The sequence below is a fragment of the Actomonas spartinae genome (assembly GCF_051209155.1).
Classification (GTDB): Bacteria; Verrucomicrobiota; Verrucomicrobiia; order Opitutales; family Opitutaceae; genus Actomonas.
Map to the genome: position 1 here is coordinate 1,343,502 of NZ_JBPJGB010000002.1, position 18,563 is coordinate 1,362,064.

At 64.3% G+C, this 18,563-nt stretch carries 11 protein-coding genes; 2 read left to right on the forward strand and 9 right to left on the reverse strand.

Going from position 1 to position 18,563, the window contains the following annotated elements:
* Nucleotide 1: 1 nt before the first annotated feature.
* The 3 genes from AC0MRV_RS13215 to trxB form a co-directional block, all read right to left on the reverse strand.
* Complete coding sequence (locus AC0MRV_RS13215; protein WP_472764953.1) at nt 2–664, reverse strand: creatininase family protein; 663 nt, start codon at nt 662–664, stop codon at nt 2–4.
* A 133-nt stretch (nt 665–797) separates the two neighbouring features.
* On the reverse strand, nt 798–2,312 hold the full coding sequence (locus AC0MRV_RS13220) for a methyl-accepting chemotaxis protein (protein ID WP_472764954.1): 1,515 nt from the start codon (nt 2,310–2,312) through the stop codon (nt 798–800).
* Nucleotides 2,313–2,480: 168 nt separating this feature from the next.
* Complete coding sequence (trxB, locus tag AC0MRV_RS13225) at nt 2,481–3,425, reverse strand: thioredoxin-disulfide reductase (protein WP_472764955.1); 945 nt, start codon at nt 3,423–3,425, stop codon at nt 2,481–2,483.
* Between the two features lie 91 nt (nt 3,426–3,516).
* Between trxB and lhgO the strand changes: the two genes are divergently transcribed.
* Nucleotides 3,517–4,710, forward strand: a complete 1,194-nt coding sequence (gene lhgO / locus AC0MRV_RS13230) for an L-2-hydroxyglutarate oxidase (protein ID WP_472764956.1) — start codon at nt 3,517–3,519, stop codon at nt 4,708–4,710.
* Nucleotides 4,711–4,721: 11 nt separating this feature from the next.
* On the opposite strand, the gene AC0MRV_RS13235 is transcribed toward lhgO, so the two are convergent.
* From AC0MRV_RS13235 to AC0MRV_RS13245, 3 genes are all read right to left on the reverse strand, one after another.
* On the reverse strand, nt 4,722–5,900 hold the full coding sequence (locus AC0MRV_RS13235; RefSeq protein ID WP_472764957.1) for a M20 aminoacylase family protein: 1,179 nt from the start codon (nt 5,898–5,900) through the stop codon (nt 4,722–4,724).
* Between the two features lie 66 nt (nt 5,901–5,966).
* Nucleotides 5,967–7,895, reverse strand: coding sequence for an alpha-L-arabinofuranosidase C-terminal domain-containing protein (locus AC0MRV_RS13240; RefSeq protein WP_472764958.1), 1,929 nt, complete (start codon nt 7,893–7,895; stop codon nt 5,967–5,969).
* A 176-nt stretch (nt 7,896–8,071) separates the two neighbouring features.
* Nucleotides 8,072–10,585, reverse strand: coding sequence for an immunoglobulin domain-containing protein (locus AC0MRV_RS13245; protein WP_472764959.1), 2,514 nt, complete (start codon nt 10,583–10,585; stop codon nt 8,072–8,074).
* 162 nt (nt 10,586–10,747) lie between these two features.
* Here AC0MRV_RS13245 and AC0MRV_RS13250 point away from each other — a divergent pair, with 162 nt between their 5' ends.
* Nucleotides 10,748–13,405: a TonB family protein gene (locus AC0MRV_RS13250; protein WP_472764960.1), complete on the forward strand. Its 2,658-nt coding sequence runs from the start codon at nt 10,748–10,750 to the stop codon at nt 13,403–13,405.
* Nucleotides 13,406–13,441: 36 nt separating this feature from the next.
* On the opposite strand, the gene AC0MRV_RS13255 is transcribed toward AC0MRV_RS13250, so the two are convergent.
* The 3 genes from AC0MRV_RS13255 to AC0MRV_RS13265 all read right to left on the reverse strand — a co-directional run bounded on the left by AC0MRV_RS13255 (nt 13,442) and on the right by AC0MRV_RS13265 (nt 18,543).
* Entirely contained in the window at nt 13,442–13,993 is a 552-nt protein-coding gene (locus AC0MRV_RS13255; RefSeq protein ID WP_472764961.1) for a DUF4256 domain-containing protein, read from the reverse strand.
* Between the two features lie 69 nt (nt 13,994–14,062).
* On the reverse strand, nt 14,063–16,432 hold the full coding sequence (locus AC0MRV_RS13260; protein ID WP_472764962.1) for a hypothetical protein: 2,370 nt from the start codon (nt 16,430–16,432) through the stop codon (nt 14,063–14,065).
* An 86-nt stretch (nt 16,433–16,518) separates the two neighbouring features.
* The gene (locus tag AC0MRV_RS13265; RefSeq protein WP_472764963.1) at nt 16,519–18,543 is read right to left on the reverse strand and encodes an ATP-dependent helicase; all 2,025 of its coding nucleotides are present in this window, start codon (nt 18,541–18,543) and stop codon (nt 16,519–16,521) included.
* Between the last annotated feature and the right edge of the window lie 20 nt (nt 18,544–18,563).

The following is an 18,563-nucleotide window of genomic DNA, read 5'->3' on the forward strand; positions in this document are numbered from 1 at the left end:
ATCAGGAAAGGTGAGGGCGAATGCGGGCGGCGGCCGCCGCCACAAACGCCGTGGTAAAACGTTGGCCAAGCTCGGCGGTGGCCGGGCGTGGATCGGGTCCCCAAACCGCGTCCTGTTCGAGGGTGGGTTCGCGGTCGGCGGGCAATCGAGCAAGGTCCACGCACTCGGGGTCCGACGCCATCAGCAAGGCGACTTCACCGAGGGCGGCATGGTTGACGATGAAAAGCTCCGGCGGGACCAGATCGGTTTCCGAGGTGGCGATGAAGGTGGTCTTGGCCGCCGCCGCGTCCGCGGCACGGGCCTCGTCCTTGAGGATGTCGTAATGCGGCTGGCCGACGTGACCGCAGAGCACGAAGACGACCCGATGGCCTTCGTCGGCGAGTTGTGCGAAATACTCGCGTGCCACCAGGCGGAGGGTCGACTCCGAGAAATCAACCGAGTGGCGCGGGAAGTTGAGGTCGGGCGCGGTCTTGATCGTGTTGGCGGCGAGGTGCACGGCCGGGTAGACCAGGCCGCCCACTTCCCGGGCGAGCGCGCGGCACAAGGCGCTGGCCTTCAGACTGTCGAGGCCGGTCGCGGCGTGCGTGCCGTGATACTCCAGCGCGCCCCACGGCAAATAGGCCACCGGCACGGCGGCGGCGATGGCTTCGATCTCGCGCGGCAAGAGGCGTTCAATGCAACCCCAGGGCGGGGAGGGGTCGGACGGTGACGGGGCGGAGCACACGAGCCCAGTGCGGTCCGCTCATTGCGCCCGGGCAAGTTGAAAGCCGATGAAAGTTCCTCCCGCCATTCCGATCTCACGCGCGCACGAGCGAGGCGGACGAACGAGGCCGAACTTTCGTCGCGATGGCGGCGGGCGGGAGATCTGCGGGGGCGGGCGCTTGCGCGCTTTGGCGTCCGACCAGCGCGGCGAGGCGTTCCACAATGGATTCCAGCGAGTTGGCTTGTTCCGAGAGGTCGTGCGCGGTGGAGGAACTCTCCTGGGCTTGGGCGGCGCTGCTTTGCACGATCTGGTCCATTTGCGAGACGGCGGAGTTCACCTGCTGGGTGTTTTGCGCCTGCTCTTCGGAGGCGGATGAAATCTCGCGCATCAGGTCGTCGACCTCGCGCACCTGCTGGGCGATGGAACCGAGATTTGCGGAAACTTCGGCGCAGATGGAGACACCGGCACCGGTTCGCTGAATGGCATCGGAAATCTTGTCCTCGACCTCGCTGGCCGCTTTGGCGCTGCGTTGGGCGAGTGCGCGCACTTCGTCGGCGACGACGGCGAAACCGGCGCCGGCTTCGCCGGCGCGGGCGGCTTCGACGGCAGCGTTGAGCGCGAGGATGTTGGTTTGGAACGCGATCTCATCGATCGTCTTCAAAATGGCCGCGATCTCCTCGCTGGCCTTCTTGATGGCGTCCATCGCGGCTTCCATGCGTTCCATCTGGGAGGTCCCGACTTCAACGCCATCGCGGGCGGCTCCGCTCAAGGTCTTGGCCCGCTCGGCGTGTTGGGTGTTGCGGGCAGTCATGCCGGCGACCTCCTCGAGGGAGGCGCTGACTTGTTCCAGGGAGGCGGCCTGGGTGTTGGCAGCGTCGGCCAGCTCGGCGCTGCTGTTCGCCACCACCCGGGCGGCGTCGGTGTTGAGCGAAGAGGTGCGGCTGAGTTCCGCAATGATCGCGGCGAAGGGGCGCGGCACGCTGCGGGCCACCAGCAGGCTTACGAGGGTGAGGGCGATGGCGGAGAGGCCCAGGCCGGCAAGCAGCGTGCGCTTGAAGCCCGCCACCAAGTTGGCGCTGGCCAGCTGGGTTTCCTGCATGGTCTCGACCAGCTGGTCACTGACCGCCGCCATGGCATCCTCGAGTTCGTCGAACGCGTTGAGAAAGGTCTGCATGGCCTGGTCGAGACGGGCTCCGTCGCTGGACGAAAGCGCCATCAAATCCTGGCCAGCCTGCAAATAGTGCTCCAGAGGCGCCCGCGTCGGTCGGATCAAAGCGTCGACTTCAGCGGGTAGCGCCAGCTGCTCGTTGGCGGTGATGCGATCGCGGAGTTCTTGCCCGTGGTCCGCCAGCTCGGATTGGGCAGCCTCGGCCAGCGCGGTGTCGCCGGTGACCTGCGCGAGTCGAAAGGAGATGACGTCCCCGCGCACGGCGTCATGCATCATGTCTGCGGCTTGGTGGTTTTTCAGCGCAGCGTTCAGCTCGGTGAGTTTGTCGCTGCTGATCACAACTTGCTTAAAGGTGCCGAACACGACCACGCCGAGCGTCGCCAATGCGAGCCCGGCGGTGGCGGTGACAAGAAAGATCTTCTGCGTGACGTTGAGTTGCATGGGTCGGTCCGGTGGTTCGGGTCGAGCGTTCCGCTGGTTTTCGTCCCGGTCGGGGGTTCGTGAAGTAAATTGAGGAAAACACCTTGGTTCCCCCGTGCCCGGTGCCGGGCACAAAAAAGCCGCTGCCGGCGGTGGCAGCGGCGATGAATGGCGGTTGAGCGAGAACGGTTATTCCTGCTCGGCGAGCCAGCGCTCGGCCTCGATGGCGGCTTGGCAGCCCATGCCGGCGGCCGTGATGGCCTGGCGGTAGTGGTGGTCGGCGCAGTCGCCGGCAACGTAGACGCCGGGGATGTTGGTGCGCACCTGCGAGCCGGCGGCCGGCTTGAAGTAGCCTTGGTCATCGGTGTCGACGGCGGTGGCAAACGGGCCGGTGTTGGGCACGTGGCCGATGGCGACGAAGAGGCCCTTGATGTCGAGCGTGCTCTCCTCGCCGGTTTTCACGTTCTTGATCCGCAGGCCGGAGACGGCGCCCTCTTCGACGCCTTCGACGGCCACCGGCACGCTGTCCCACACCATCTCGATTTTTTCATGCGAGGTGGCGCGGTCGGCCATGATCTTGGAGGCGCGCAATTCATCGCGGCGGTGCACGAGGTAGACCTTGCTGCAGAAACGGGTGAGGAAGAGCGCCTCCTCGGCCGCACTGTCGCCGCCGCCGATGACGGCGACGTCCATCTTGCGGTAGAAGGCGCCGTCGCAGGTGGCACAGGTGGTCACGCCCTTGCCGCCGAAAAGTTCCTTTTCGCCGGGCACGCCGGTCATACGCGGGGAGGCGCCGGTGGCAATGATGATGGAGTGGGCGAGGATGGTCTTGTCGCCGCACACGAGTTTTTTGGGCGAGCTGGCGAAGTCGACCGAGTCGACCAGCGACTGCTGGAAACGGGCGCCGAACTTCGTGGCCTGCTTGCGCAGGTTGTCCATCAGCATGAAGCCGTCGATGCCTTCCGGGAAGCCGGGGAAATTCTCCACTTCCGAGGTGGTGGTGAGCTGGCCGCCGGGCTGCGTGCCTTCCAGCACGAGGGGGTTGAGGTTGGCGCGGCCAGTGTAGATGGCGGCGGTGAGGCCGGCGCAGCCGGTGCCCACGATGACGACGTTTTCGACGGATTCAGAGCTCATGGAAACGAATACCCAGAGCGTGAAACGCCGGTGGCGACAAGCGCGATTGTCCGATTGCGCTCTTCGCCGCCGGTGATTGTTCTGCAAAGCCATGAAGTTCGGCGTGATCGGTGGCGGTTTGGTCGGTCTGGCCACGGCTTGGAAACTGCGTCTGGCTCTGCCGCAGGCGGAGGTCGTGCTGTGGGAAAAAGAGCCGGGCTTCGGGCGGCACCAAAGCACGCACAACAGTGGGGTGTTGCATGCCGGCCTTTACTACAAACCGGGCTCGGCCAAGGCGCGGCTGGCGGTCGAGGGCATTCGCGAAATGACCGCTTTTTGCCGCGAGCGCGGCGTGGCGCACGAGGTGTGTGGCAAAGTCGTCATCGCGACCGATGCAGTGGAGGAGTCTCGGTTGCGCACCCTGCTTGAACGCGGCACGGCCAACGGTTTGAGTGGGTTGCGCTGGTTGCAGCAGGCGGAGTTGCGGGAGCGTGAACCGCACGCGGCAGGCGTCGCGGCGGTGCTGGTCCCGGAAGAGGGCATTGTCGACTATGCGGCCGTGATCGATGCGCTGGTAGCGGCCAACACTGAAGCGGGCGTGGACCTGCTCGCCGGTGCGCCGGTGCGCGGCATGGTTCGCGATGGCGCGGGTTGGCGGGGGCGACATGGCGAGGCGGAAACGGCGGTCGACTTCATCGTCAATTGCGCCGGCCTGCACTGCGACAAGGTGAGCGAACTGGCCGGCGAGGCACGCGGCACGCGCATCGTGCCGTTTCGCGGCGAGTATTATACCTTGCGGCCGGAGCGCCGGCATTTGGTGAAGCATCTCATTTATCCGGTGCCGGACCCCACCTTTCCGTTTTTGGGCGTGCACTTCACGCGGATGATCGACGGCGGCGTGGAGGCCGGTCCCAACGCGATTCTGGCGACGGCGCGCGAGGGTTATCGCAAGACCGATGTGCGGCTGGGCGAGTTATTCGATGCGCTCACGTTTCCCGGTTTGTGGCGTTTCATGCGTCAGCACGGCCGCATGTGTTGGGATGAGGTGCGACGGTCCTTCAGCAAGGAACTGTTCTGCGCCTCGTTGCAGCGCCTGGTGCCCGAGATCACGATGGCCGACCTCGCGCCGGGCGGTGCGGGGGTGCGGGCGCAGGCGATGACGCGGGCGGGCGGGCTGGTGCAGGACTTCGATCTGATTGAGCGCGACAACGCGCTGCACGTGCTCAATGCCCCGAGTCCGGCGGCGACCGCCTCGCTCGCCATCGGCGGCGAAATCGCCGGGCGGGTGGCGGCGCGGGTGGGCTGAGTTGGTGGCGCTCAGTCGTTGAGCGGCAGGCGTTGTTCGACGAGTGTGATCCAGAACGAGGCACCGTGTGGGATGGCGTCGTCGTTGAAGTCGTAGGCCGGGTGGTGGACATTGGCCGTGTCGCCGTTGCCAGTCAGGATGTAGGCGCCGGGACGCTCCTGCAGCATGAAGGAAAAGTCCTCGGCGCCCATGATGGCGGGGGCGTTGGTGTCGACCGCGTCCTCGCCCGCGACCGCGCGGGCGGCGGCGGCGGCGTGTTGGGTTTCGGGGGCGTGGTTGAAGGTCACGGGGTAACCGGTGTTGTGGGGCGTGAACTCCGCTTTGGCCCCATAGGTGGCGGCGATGCCGGCGGCGATCTCCTCCACCCGCTGAAGGGCGACTTCGCGGGCTTCGTTGGAAAGCGCGCGCACCGTGCCGCGCAGTTCGACCGACGGCGGGATCACGTTGAAGGCTTCGCTGGCGGTGCGGAAACTCGTGACCGAGACGACGACCTGCAGCATGGGGTCGACATTGCGCGATGCGATGGTCTGCAGCGCGAGCACGAGGTGGGAAGCGGCGACGGTGGGGTCGATCGTCTTGTGCGGCATGGCGGCATGACCGCCCTTGCCGGTGAGGGTGATGGCAAACTCGTCGGCCGAGGCGAAGAAGGGACCGGTGCGCATGCCGAAGTGACCAACCGGAATACCGGGCATGTTGTGCATGCCGTAAACTTCCTCGATGCCGAAACGTTTCATGAGGCCGTCGTCGCACATGGCCTTGCCGCCGGCGCCACCTTCCTCGGCGGGTTGAAAAATCACCGCGACCGAACCGTCGAAGTTGCGGGTCTCCGCCAGCACCTGCGCCGCGCCCAGCAGCATGGCGGTATGCCCGTCGTGCCCGCAGGCGTGCATCACGCCGGGCTTGGTGGAACTGTGTTTTGCACCAGTTGCTTCGGTGATGGGCAACGCGTCCATATCGGCGCGCAGACCGACCACCCGATCGGACACGCGGGACTTGCCGTGAATGATGCCAACCACGCCGACCCGACCGATACCGGTCACGACTTCGTCGCAGCCGAAGGCGCGCAACTTTTCCGCCACAATGCCGGCGGTGCGCTCCGTCTCATAGAGCATCTCCGGATGAGCATGGATGTCGCGCCGCCACGCGGTGATTTCGGAGTGAAGTTCGGTCAGTCGGGGGTGAATAGGCATAAAAAAACGGTGTGAAGGGTAGGACCCTCCACACCGTGAGATTGAATGCAACCGGCCGCGAGGAGATTACTCCAGCGGGATGCGGAAGATCGTCGCGCTAAGGGCCGGGGCGGTGAGGCCGGAGGAGACGGCGACCATATCGTGGTGTTCGTCGACTTGGCGCGGCTGGCCGGGCGCATTGGCGTCGTCGGGGCTGCTGCCGCCCACCCAGTAGCGGTGCGCCTGGGCGTTGGGTGCAGCGTTGGACAGGTCGAGGTCCACGGTCACCGCTTCCGCCTTCGGGTTCATCACCGCGAGGGTGAGGACCTTGCCGTCGTCATCCAGACCGGCCACGACGTCGAGGCCGTCGAAGTCCTGCTCAAGGGTAAGCGGGACGTCACCGAAGTGGGCGCGATACATCTTGAGGATGAGGCCGGTGGTGGCGAATTCGGCGGCGGTGTCGGTCGTCTTGATCGCGCCGATCACGTTCACCGTCTGCGCGTAGTAAGCCATTTGCACGAGGTCGCTCTGGCGGTAATATTCGTGCAGGCCGGCGGCGATGCCGAGGGCGTCCTGCAGGTCGTAAACGCAGCCGAGTTCGCCGTAGACGTAGTCGCGGTGCCAGTAGTTCCACTCGGTCATGGCAATCGGCACGATGCGGCCGTCGAGTTGTTCGATGGTCGGCTGCAGCGCGCGGTGTTGATCGGTGATGAACTTGATGAAGTCGGCGATGCGGGTGACGTGCTGCTCGATGGGCTCATGGCCGATCTCCAACTGCCAGGGGGTGCGGCCGGCGTAGAAGTGCTCGGAGATGTGCGTCATGGAGGCGTGGCTGTCCTGCAGGATGCCCTCGGACCAGCCGCGCTCGCGACTGCCGTCGACGCTGGTGCTGCGGGTGCGGATGTCGCCGGAAGCGATGAGCACCAGATCCGGGTCGACCTCGCGCATGGCGGCGACGGCGCGGTTGTGCTTCAGGGTGTATTGATCCAGGTGCATGTAACCGAGCTGCCAGTTGCCCCACATCTCGTTGCCCACGCACCAGAGGTCGACGTCGTAGGGCTCGACCGTGCCGTTCTCAACGCGCATGCGGCCGCCGGCAGTTTCGGCGCCGCTGTTGCAATACTCCACCCATTGGGCGGCGGAGTGCGGATCACCAAAGCCCATGTTGGCGGTGACGACCGGCTCGGCGCCGACGGTGCGACAGAAGTCCATGAACTCGTCGGTGCCGAAGTCGTTGTGCTCAACGCCTTCCCAGGCCGGGTTGCGGCGGGGCGGCCGGCGGTCGCGGTCACCGACGCCGTCGCGCCAGTCGTAGCCGCTGACGAAGTTGCCGCCCGGCCAGCGGTAGATCGGAGCGTCGAGCTGCTTCATCAGCGCGAGGGTGTCGGCGCGCATGCCGCGAATGTTGTCATCGGGCATGATGGAGGCGGTGCCGACAAAAGCCGCGCCGCCGGTCACCTCGAGGGCGAAGGTGCCCTTCGCGCTGTCGGCGGTGGCTGCCCAGAAGAAGGGATATTTTTCGTAGTCGTCGCCGGTGACGACGAACTCGAAGGTGCCGGGGGCGTCGACGCCGCCGAGCGTGAGGGTGACGCGGGCGTGGCCCTCGCCGGTCTTCTTGAGCCAGACGTAGCCCTCGTAGCCGCGGCCCTTTTCCCACGTGAGGTCGAGCTGGCGGATGCCGGTGCCGGCCATCAAGTGCGGGGTGTGATCGCCGACGAAGGAATCCTCGGCGACCATCTCAAGACCAGCGGTGTCGCCGGTGATTTGCCAGGGCGAGGCGCCGATGACGGGGAATTCGGTGTCTTCGAGGCTGGTGTAGGGCGCGTAGTCGGGCGTGACCTCGAAGTAGAACTTTCGGTCTTCCAGCATTTCGGCCCAGATGCCGCCATAGATGCAACGGCCAAGGTGTTCGATGAACTGGCCGTAGATCATCGGATTGATCGGGTGCTCGCGCTGTTGCGCGTCGAGCGAGACCTCGATCGCGGTGGCGTGGGTGGCGAGGGGAAGCAAGGCCATGGCCAAGGTCCTTTGAAGGAATTTCATGGTTAGGTCGTAGGGGGTTGGGTGAGGGAAGGGGCGGACCGAATCCAGACGGACTCGGCGCAAAGACGGCCGAGCTAAAACAGCAACCCGTGGGATCGCAAACGGTGGCGACCGTTCTCTGGTTCGCGATACCGGCGCGGCGTTCGCGCTCAGGGAAGGAGATAGACCTCCAGGATCACCACACCTTCCAGCTGTGCAGGATCGAGCGAATCGACGGTGAGGGAATATGCGCCGGGCGCGAGTTCGGCCACCATGGCGGCATCGGTGCCGTCCTCGGCCAGCGGAAAGGCTCCGACGACGGGGGTGGCATAGCGGATTTGGGCGGCGTCCGCCTCCCGGTGCCATGGTCCGCCCTGACGAAGCACGGTGCCGTCAGCGCGGTGCAGGGTGAGCCGGGGTTGGTTGAGCGTGTCGCTGACCCCGTAGGCCTGCATGCCCTGGCCCACGGCGCGGAGCAGCACGCGGGCGGGACGGCCGAAGCCGGCGTAGTCGGTCAGGACGAAACCGGCGTTGGCGGTGGCGAGTCCGGGACCGGTGCGGGCGCGCAGCGAAAGGTTGCGGAGTCCTTTGCGTTCGTCGGTGGCCTCGTAAATTTCGATTAAGCCGGGACCGTTGGTGGCGCCCTTGTTCACCAATTGAACGGTGTAGGGTTCGCGGTCATGGAGGCCGCGTTCGAGCGCGGCGTCGGCGCTGTCGGTCGGCAGCGGGAATGCGCCCACCTTGGCGCCGACCGCGTTGAAGCGGTTGCGGGCGTTGGTGGTTGGACCCCAGGTGTCGTTGTCGCCGATCTGCTCGCCGGCGACATTGAACAGGCGTAGTTCAGGATCGGATACGGGCTGGGTTATGCCGTATTGCACCAGGCCGGGCCCGACTCCACGGAAAAGCAGCCAGGGGCCGGCACCAGCTCCGGGGGTGGCGCTGAACCCGGCGATCAGCGCGTTGTCACCTTCACCGGGCACGGCTCGGCCCGAGAGGTTGGCGAGAGTGGTGGGACGGTCGGCCGCGAGCAGATCGAACACAGCGCTCAGGGTGCTGCCATACGCGTTGGAAACACGCAGCTGGTAGCGCCCCAGATGTTGCGCTTGAAAGTTGGGTATCGTCAATTCGGCGGCCGTGGTGACGGCGGGCAGGGTTTGGCCGTCGAGGGCGAGCCACTGGTAGGCAAGCCCGGCATCGCCCGAAATCTGGCTGCGAAGCGTCACGTCAGAACCGGCGTGGAGGGTCCAGTAGATAGGGAAGACGAGATCCACGTGCGGCGCGAAGCCCGACGGCAGGGTGAGATCCTGGCGGAGGCGGACGAATCCGCCGCCCGCTCGCTGGGCACCGGAGACGTTGTAAGTGCCGACATACAGCTCGCCGGTGGGCGCGAGGAACGGAAAATCAAAGCGCCATGCGGCTTCGAGGAAACCAAAGTAGGCCGTTTCGTCGATGGAGAAACCGGTGGCGTGGATGGTGACGCGAGCCAGCTTTTCGCCATTCAGGAAGAGTCGATGACGGACGACGTCCACCAAAGGCGGCCAATACTGCAGGCCCAAATCCAGCGGTGATCCGGCGATCAAGCTGCCGTCCTCCCGGTGGAGTTGAATGATGTTGGCCGCGGATCCGTAGCGCTGGAGCACGACGAGGCGTCCGTCGTCGAGCGGCCGGATAAACAAATCGTAGGCCCAGTGGCGGCCGCGCTCGACGCTTTCGGCTCCGATCGGGATAAAAGTGGTGTCGGGGAGACCGTCCGAACCGTATCGGATGCAGCTGGCGGTTTTTTCCGTGAGGTCGGACAGGAACGGATGCGGACGGATGCGCTGGTTTGACACATAAACGCGACCCTGCGCGTCCACCGTGTGGCGCTGATAGTCACCCGGTTCCAAATCGATCGGTGTAAAGGTGGCGTCCTGCGTGCCGTCGGCCAGGCAGCGCACGAGGGTGAAGCCCTGCCGGAGCAGGAGTTTGCCGTCGGCGAGGGCATCGATCTGTTCGAGCGGAGTGTTCGGATCGAAGGTGGCGGGTAACGTGAAGTCGAGCGCCTCGCCCGTGGCGGCCCGCAAGTGGGGAGCGCGGGAGAACAGCAGGCGACCATCTGCGGTGGTCGTGAGCAACACGCCGTTTGAAGCCGGTAGCAGGAACTGGCTTTGCAGCGAGCCGTCGCGTTGCAGCACCGCGATCCCGGTGCCGCCTGCGGTGGCATAACGGATGGCGATGCGACCGTCTGGCATAAACGCGAGCGGCGAGCGAGTTCCCGGGCCGCTCTCGTCCGGGAGGGCCACCGTTGTGAAGCTGTCGTCGATGCCCGACGGCGGCAGGGGCTGCACATTGATGGCCACGGTGTTCGCGGTCCACGTGGTGCCGAGCGGAGTGGTGATGGCGGCGCGATAGTTGCCGGAGTCGGATGGCGCGAGGTTGGTCAGTCGGAGCTCCGCTTGCGTGGCCCCGCTGATCGCGATGTCGTCGTGATACCATTGCACCGAGGAGGGACCTGCGGGCGGAGACCAGGAACCGAGATCCAGCGTCATGGCACTGCCGGGTGTGATCTTGAGAGTGCCTCCGGTGGTGGCAAAAGAGGTGAATGGAACTTCGGCGAGGCGAACAGACTGAGCACCGGCTAAAGCACTGATGAATATCGACAGGATGGCGGTGAGGCCTGGGCGACCAAGTTTGGATCGGGTCATGGCATGCGCTGTGGGGTGTTGGCCAGTATCTCCAAGACAACGGGTTTTCCGAAAGCCTCCACTGCGATTTTCGGGGCGAATTTGGGGACTGCTTTGAATTTCCCATGTGCCGGAGAATTCGGTTGCCGGTGACGTCTGATCGCGGTGACTTGCGGGTCTTGTATGGACTTAGCGAAGTCGACAGCAGCCCGGGTGAATCCTAATATTTTCGGTCGATCTTTCGCATGGTTGATTTTCCTGGCGGTTAGCGGGTTTTGTTTCGGGCAACCGACCCTGTGGTATGACCAGGAAGATGGCTCCGTGCCGGTGCAGGCGGCGATCGGAGCCGGGCCTGCCACCGTGCGGGACGGGAAGGCATTTCCATTGGAACTGGGTGGCGTGTTTCGCTTCGGCGAGTCCGGAGACTATGAGTTGGTCAAAGGCGAGATGTCCGTCAGTTACGCGGTCCATCATTCCCCGCGGATCGAAGGCTCCTGGGTTGAATTTTCATCCGTGGTGGTGCGCGCCAGCATTCAGGCCAAGGAGGATCTAACCGGATTGTATTTTGCCCGGGCGTGGGTGGAGGAAGGGGAACTGATCCACGTGGCTTTTCGACCGATACCGACAATCCCGAAGGGCCAATCATGGATCTACGGGGATAAAATCAAAATGCGACGCGAACAGACGGACGGCTATTTGTGGTGCGGCGTGTTTCGTGACGGAAAGCCGGTGGTGCTTCATCCCAAGGGGAGAGCGAAAACTGCGGACGTGCGTTTTGCGCAGTCTCTTCTACATGACCAGCAAACAGTCGGAGGCGGAGCCGACACGAAATCCGTCTGGCAAAAGTTGGACGAGGAGATTTGCGAGCGGCTCGCCTTGAACGGGAGTCTGGCCTCGCTCCAGCAGTGGGCTGCGGAGCAACGGTCCTGGCAACGCCACCCCGGACCCAATCTCTTGTGGCGGGCCGTCTTGGCTGGTCGGCGGGATGTGGTGGCTTGGTTGCTTGAGGAGGGGGTGGATCCAGAGAGCAAAGGTCGGGAGCGCGTGCTCGTGCTGAATCTCGCGCTGAACCTTCGCGCATGGGAGATTGCCGACCTGCTTTTGTCCCACCGCAAAGGTAAGTGGAGTCGAGACGAAGGCGCCAATCCGCTCATCCTGGCCGCGATGGGCGGAAGTCGCGAGATGGTGCAAAAACTGCAGGAGGCGGGAGTCGAATGGCCGCGGAGAGAACTGGCATTTTTGCAGCCATTGATTCGAGCGGTCGGGGCGAGAAATGCCGAAGCCGTCAAGCTGCTGTTGGAGCATGGGGCCCGTGTTCAAGGCGGTGATATCGCCGCCGGCTCGACCTACCTGCTCCTGCGCGTCGCAGCGGCGCAAGGAGATGCGGAAATCATGCGTGCTTTGTTGGCGCGAGGCATCGATTGGGACGTGCTGGCGAAACAGAATTACTTCCCGATTTATCAAGCGATTGTGAGCGATCAGGTCGAAATGTTGGATCTGTTGGTCGAGGCCGGCTCGGATCCGCATACGATGAGTCCCGACGGTAGATGGGACTTTGTGGCGGTCGCACTGGAGAAAGGCAGCCACCAGGTCGCGGCGCGACTTTTGGAACTGGGGGTGAAACCCGTTACGATTGCGGCCAACGCGGCGGTGTTGTGGGCACAGGCGCTGGACCGTCGTGATGAAGAGACCGCGGCGATGCTGCTGGAACACGAGGTCGGTTTGCCTCGTGGCGAAGTTTACGAGCAGATCCTGCTGGATCAGGCTCTGGCGGAACAGTTTTCGCCGGCACTGCAGGCCGCGGTGTTGGGCGGTTGGACGGGGGACGACGAAATGGGGGCGGGTTGGAATGTCGCAGGGTTGGCCGCTCGTTATGCGGTTGACGAACCGGTCGAGCTCGTGAGCGCAGAGACGATCGAAGCCGGCCCGGAGGTGGTGAGTCCGCCGGAGCCTCCGCGCATGTTGACGCGAGTTGCGCCGCAGTATCCGAAGGAACTTTGGCTGCAGGGCATGGACGGAAGTGCAACGCTTGAACTTCTCGTCGCACCGAATGGCGACACGCGTTTCGTCCGGGTTTTGGAAGCCTCCCGTGAGGAATTTGGCCGGGAGGCGCGGCGTGCGGTTGAACAATGGGTTTTCCAGCCGATGCCCGAGGGAAAGGTCGGATGGCGCCGATTCACCGCTCCTTTTGAATTTAATCCGGTGATGGATGAAATCGCGTTCGTGCCGGCCAATGAGGTGGATCAGTTGCCGGTGCCGCTGAAGCTGGTCGCGGTGGAGCGCCCTGACGATCCTGACGCCGAAGAACAAGGGGTTGCGATGGCCCGGGTGCTGATCAATGAAACGGGACAAGTGATGCAGGTTCGGGTCCACCCGATCACGGATGTCCGCTGGACCGCGGCGGTGGAGAAAGCGGTCAAGCAGTTCGTTTTTCAGCCCGCGTTGAACGAGGAGTATCCGGTCATCACCATGCTCGATATGTTTGTGCGCTATCCGGCGGCACAGATCGTTCCGGAAGAGGGGTTGCCCTACGATCAGGCGGTCGCGCGTGCTCGCGGGGATCGGCCGGCTTTGGTGGTTCGGCGGAAGCTGCCCGACTATCCCAAGGAGCTCGAACAAGGGTATGGGATCGTGCTGTTGAAGGCGAACGTGCAACGCAATGGACGTCCGACCGAAATCGAGGTGATCGCAAGTAGCGATGAACGGCTCAATGTCGCGTGTGAAAAAGCGATGCGCGCATGGAAGTTTCGCGCCGCCACTGCGGCGGGAGAAAAGATCGAACAATCGATCGTGGTGCCGATCGTGTTTCGGCCCCCGGGATGGGATCGGATTCGGCGCTGACTCTAGGGGGCGCTGCGCCCCTGCGCTGTATTGCGCTCATACCCGCAGCGCCGCGCGGAAGCCGCGGGCGCTGTAGTAGGACTGGGCGCCGTTGTGGTAGATGAAGACGCGGCCGTAGCGGCGGTCGCCGAAGAGCGCGCCGCCGCGCTCTCGCACGTCGGCAGGCGTTGCGAGCCAACTGGAGGTTTTCTGGTCAAACTCACCGAGCGATTGCAGGTGCTGGTATTGCTCTTCGGTCAGGAGCTCGACGCCCATGGTGTGGGCGGTGTCGACGACGTTGCCCGCGGGATGGTGGGCTTTGCGCGATTCCCAACCCGCGCGATCGTAGCAGAGTGCGGTGCGGCCGGCCGGGCTCTCGGGAGAACAGTCCATGAAGGTCACTTCGCCCGATTTCGCGTCGTGGTCGACGACGTCGGGCTCGCCGCCGGTGGCTTCCATTTCGTGCAAAACCGCGAGTTTGGCGGGATAGGCCTCCAAGCGGGCGAGGACTCCGGTCCACTTTAACTTGGGGTGGCGCTGGTCGTTGGCTTCAAAGCGTGGGCCGAGGGTGACCAGCAAGGTTCGGCGCTGGGCGACGGTGAGTTTCATCGGAGGTGGGGTTCGTTCGGATGTCAGGAAGCACCTGGAGGGTGCCGTCAGTGCCCTGCCACCCTACGCCTAGGGAATTAGATAAATTTCCAGGATCACGACGCCAGATGCGTCGTTTCGGTCGCTCGCTGCCAGGGTGTAGACGCCTGGCGGAAGTTCGATCACGAAAGCGGCGTCGAGCGAGTCTGGCGGCACTTCGAAGGCGCCCACGGCGGCCTCGATGGCGGCGAGCTGATCGGTGTCGGCGACATCGTCCCGGTTGTCGACGGACATCAAAACCTCTCCGGCTGCGTTGCGCAGAGTGAGCACCGGATCGGGGAGGGGATGGGTGATGCCATAGGAGGCCAGGGTAGGACCGACGGCTCGAAGCAACAGCCGGCGAGGGCGGTCGAAGCCCAGCGGATCGGTGAGCACGAATCCGGCGGTGGCGGTGGCGTCGCCGGGCGCGGAGCGGGCCCGGAGGGAGAGATTCGCCAACGTCGCATAGCGGAAAAAATTCTGAAGGTCGGCGATTTCGTAAACTTCCAGCAGGGCCGGGCCTTGATCGGCGGGGTTCCTGTTGAGGTGAACCGTCAGGCTGCCGGACTGCTGCACCCCGACCAGCAAAGCCGCATCGAGGCTGGGTTCCCGAAGTGGAAAGGCTCCTAGTTGGGCGCTACGTTCGCGGATTAGGTCTTTCGCTGGGTTGTCAGTCCAATTGTCATTGGCGTCAATTTGGGTGCCGTCGACGGTGAATAGCTTGAGACTCGGATCGGCGAGCGGTGCGGCTACGCCGTGGTCCTGCAGAGACGGACCAACGCCGCGGAGCAAAAAGGAACCGGTGGAGCCCGACGAAGGGCGTTGCACGCCGAAGCCGACAATCATGGCGTCCTCACCGTCGCCCGGCACGGCTCGGGCGGAAAGGTTGGCGAGTCCCGCAACCGAATTCTCGGCGGCGAGTTTGGCGACACCACTCAGCGTCGAACCACCAGGCCCGGAGATGCGAAGTTGATAGCGGCCCAAGTTCTCCAACTGAACGTCGGCGATCTCCAACGTCGGACCGGTTGTATTGGCGGGCAGCGGTTGCCGGTCCAACGCGATCCACTGGTAGGAGAAGGGGCCGCTTCCCCGCGGGATTGCGGTAAGGGTGACGTTGGCTCCCCGGGTGATGTTGCTTTTGCCACCGACGATGAACGCCGTGGGCAAGGGGCCACCAGGCAGACTGACATCCGGGTGGAGACGGGCGACGTTGGTCGTGAGGTGGCCATCCCACGAGTCGAACTCACCATACAGGTAGAAGCTCCCGTCGGAGTTTACGGTGTAGGAGGAGTGGAGCGGGCGTTGGTATCCGGGGAAAAAATCGGCATCCGTCTCAATCGCGTTCGAGGTGATACGGTAGCGATAGGGAGGGGCGGGCACCGCGGGTAGGAAGTAGATCAGCCCGCGAAAAGGATCCACTCGCGGTTGGTCCGTTCCTACCCCGGAGGCCGGCGACACCATGGGATCGGGGGAGCCATCCTCGCGGATGAGATAGAGCCCGCTGTAGCCATGGTAGGCCTCATAAACCACACAGCGACCGTCGACGAGCGGATATAGCGTGAGGTGGCTGTAGAGCACGCTGGTGCGAGGCCCGGCAAAGGCAGGATCGAAGGTGCCATCGGGCAGTAGCCGATGCGTGGTGTCTCGACCGTTGGTGTAATTGTCGGGTGATTCGTGGTTGGGAAAACGGAGCGTGACCAACGGGCGCTCCAAGAAGTCGAGGATCACACTTTCGAGGCGGGAAGGGGAGGGGGCTTGAAAACGAAATCCGGAGTCGAGGGTGCCGTCGGCTGCAAAGCGGGCGAGACGGTTACCTTGGCGGAGGAAGAAACTGCCATCGGTGCGGACCACGGCTTCGGTGAGGACTTGTTGGCCATCAAAGTCGGTCGGGAGCGTGAGGGGCAGCGCCAATCCGTTCCGGTCAAACGAGAACGGAGCACGGGAGGTGAGCACGCGCCCCTGAGACGTGCGGGCAAGGACCCGGCCGGCTTCCGTTGGGGGCGCGGTGTAGTCCGAGGTCGGGAGATCAGCCGGAGCGGCAAAGGTGGTATCGACGACGCTGGGCGCGGCGGGCGCAACGTTGATGACAATGGTGTTGGAACTGAACTCGGTGTGGTCGCCGCGGGAAACTTGCAGGCGATAGTTGCCGGCGTCGGCAGCGTCGAGGCGGACGAGTTCCAATTGGGGGTTCACCGCGCCGGCGATTGGAGCCCCGTCGTGGAACCACTGATATCCCGTTGCGGCTGCGACGGTGGCTTCGTCGGTTCCGAGGATGACGTGCGTTCCCGACGCGTAGACGGTTGGATAGACGTTTTGCACCTCGGATGAAACCGAGACGACGAAATCGGCGCTGAGGGTGGCGGCCGGAATCAGGAAGGCCGCCAGGATGCGCGTGAGCCGAAGCCGGGCTAAGGTCAACATGGTGGGGTGAATATACGTGGTGAACCGAGCTGCATGGATGTCGCAGAACGTGCGACAATCGAGCTGCAAAAAGCCGCCACTGAGGTTCACCAACCGTAGGCGCGTTTGATGCGGAGGCCTTCGTAGAGATCGGGCGGGAGTTCCTGGAGGAAGCGGGAGGGACTCAGCAGCATGCCGCCGGGGCCGCCCTTGGTGGCGACCTTGGGGTAGCAGAGATAGAGTTCGTTCTTGGCGCGGGTGACGGCGACGTAGAAGAGGCGGCGCTCCTCCTCGACGTCGCCGGCTTCGATGGAGCGGCGGGTGGGGAACTGGCCGTCGGCGCAACCGATCACAAACACGACGTCGTATTCGAGACCCTTGGCCTGGTGCACGGTGGTCAGTTTGACGGCCTCCTGATTCGGGTCGACCGAGCGGTCGCTGGTCTCGCCGTTGAGCAGCACGATCTGCGCGAGCAGGTCCTGCATCTCGTTGTAGCGGGAGGCGAAGCCGGCGAGCGCGCCGAGTTCGTCGAGGCGGTCGATGTAGTCGGCGAAGGCGCCCTTGAGGTAGTCGCCATACCAGCCGTCGATGGCGACCTCGACGGTGATTTGCGGCGTCTCTTCGCGCATGGCCACCGCGGTTTGTTTGAGCGAGGCGCAGAAGCTGGGCCACTCGTCGCGCGCGCCCTTGGGGACCTTGCTCAGCACGTCGTCGGTGGTGAGCGCGTCGACAAAGTCCTGCTGCATGAGACGGGCGTGATCGAGTGCGGCGGCGTAGATTTTCTGGGCACCTTTTTCGCCGACCTTGGGCAGCAGGCAGGCGACGCGTTGCCAGGCCGATTCGTCGGTCGGATTGTAGACGAAGCGCAGCATGCCGACGAGGTCGCGCACGTGCTGGCGCTCGAAGAACTTCACGCCCGAGGTGATGTGATAGGGAATGCCGGCGCGGGAGAAGGCGAGCTGGGTTTCGAGCGCGACGAAGTGCGAGCGGTAGAGGATGGCAATCTCGTGCGGCGAGACGCCCTCGTCCTCGACCAGGGCGCGGATGCGTTTGATGAGAAACTCGGCCTGCTCGCGGTCGTCCATGGTCTGAACGACGTAGGGTTTTTGCGAATTGGCGCGATGGGCGCGGAGTTCCTTGTCGAAGTGGCGGCCGACGGGTTGGGCGAGCAGCACGCCGTTGGCGAGGTTGAGGATCTGCGGGGTCGAGCGGTAGTTGGTCTCGATGCGGTGCAGCTGGGCGCCGGGGTGGCGGTCCAGGAAGGTCATGATGTTCTCAAAGTTCGCGCCGCGCCACGAGTAGATGCACTGGGCGTCGTCGCCGACGGCCATGATGCGGTGGTGAGGGGCGAGGGCGTCGACGATCTGGGACTGGATGGTGTTGGTGTCCTGATACTCGTCGACGAGCAGGTGTTGGAAGCGTTGCGCGAAGTAGTCGGCGACCTGCTTGTCCTCCTGCAGGAGCTTGAGCCAGAGCTCGAGCAGATCGTCGTAGTCGACCACGTTTTGCTCACGTTTGGATTCGGCGTAGGCCTTGGCGAAGGTCGGCAGGGCTACGGCGATATCGGCGTATTGCGGGTAGTGTTCGTCGACGGTCTGGGCGAGGGACTTCTGGGTGTTGCGCGACATGGAAATCACGCTGAAGAGGGGTCCGGGTCGCGGGTTGGTCTTGTCCTTGAAGAAGGACTTTTGCTCGGCCTCAACCACGCGCTTGAGGAGCGACTCGGATTCGTCGGCGTCGAGGATGGTGAAGTTGCGCGGCAACTTGAGCGCGGGCGAATCGCCAAACATGCGCAGGGCGCGGTTGCCGAGGCTGTGGAAGGTGCCGCCCCAAAAACGGTTGGCTTCGGCGCCGGTGAGGTCGTGCACGCGGTGAAGCATTTCCTTGGACGCCTTGTTGGTGAAGGTGAGCAGCATGATCTCGCCGGGCGGGATGCCCTGGTGGAGCAGCCAGGCAACGCGATAGGTGAGCGTGCGGGTCTTGCCGGAGCCAGCGCCGGCGAGCACGAGCACCGGGCCGGGCGGGGCGGTCACGGCGTTGTATTGCTCCTCATTGAGCTCGGCCTTGAAGTCGATCGGCGGAAAGCCGGGTCGGGTCGGGGCGTCGTCGTCGCGGTCGAGAATGAAATCCATGCGTCTGCTCAGGCTCGCGG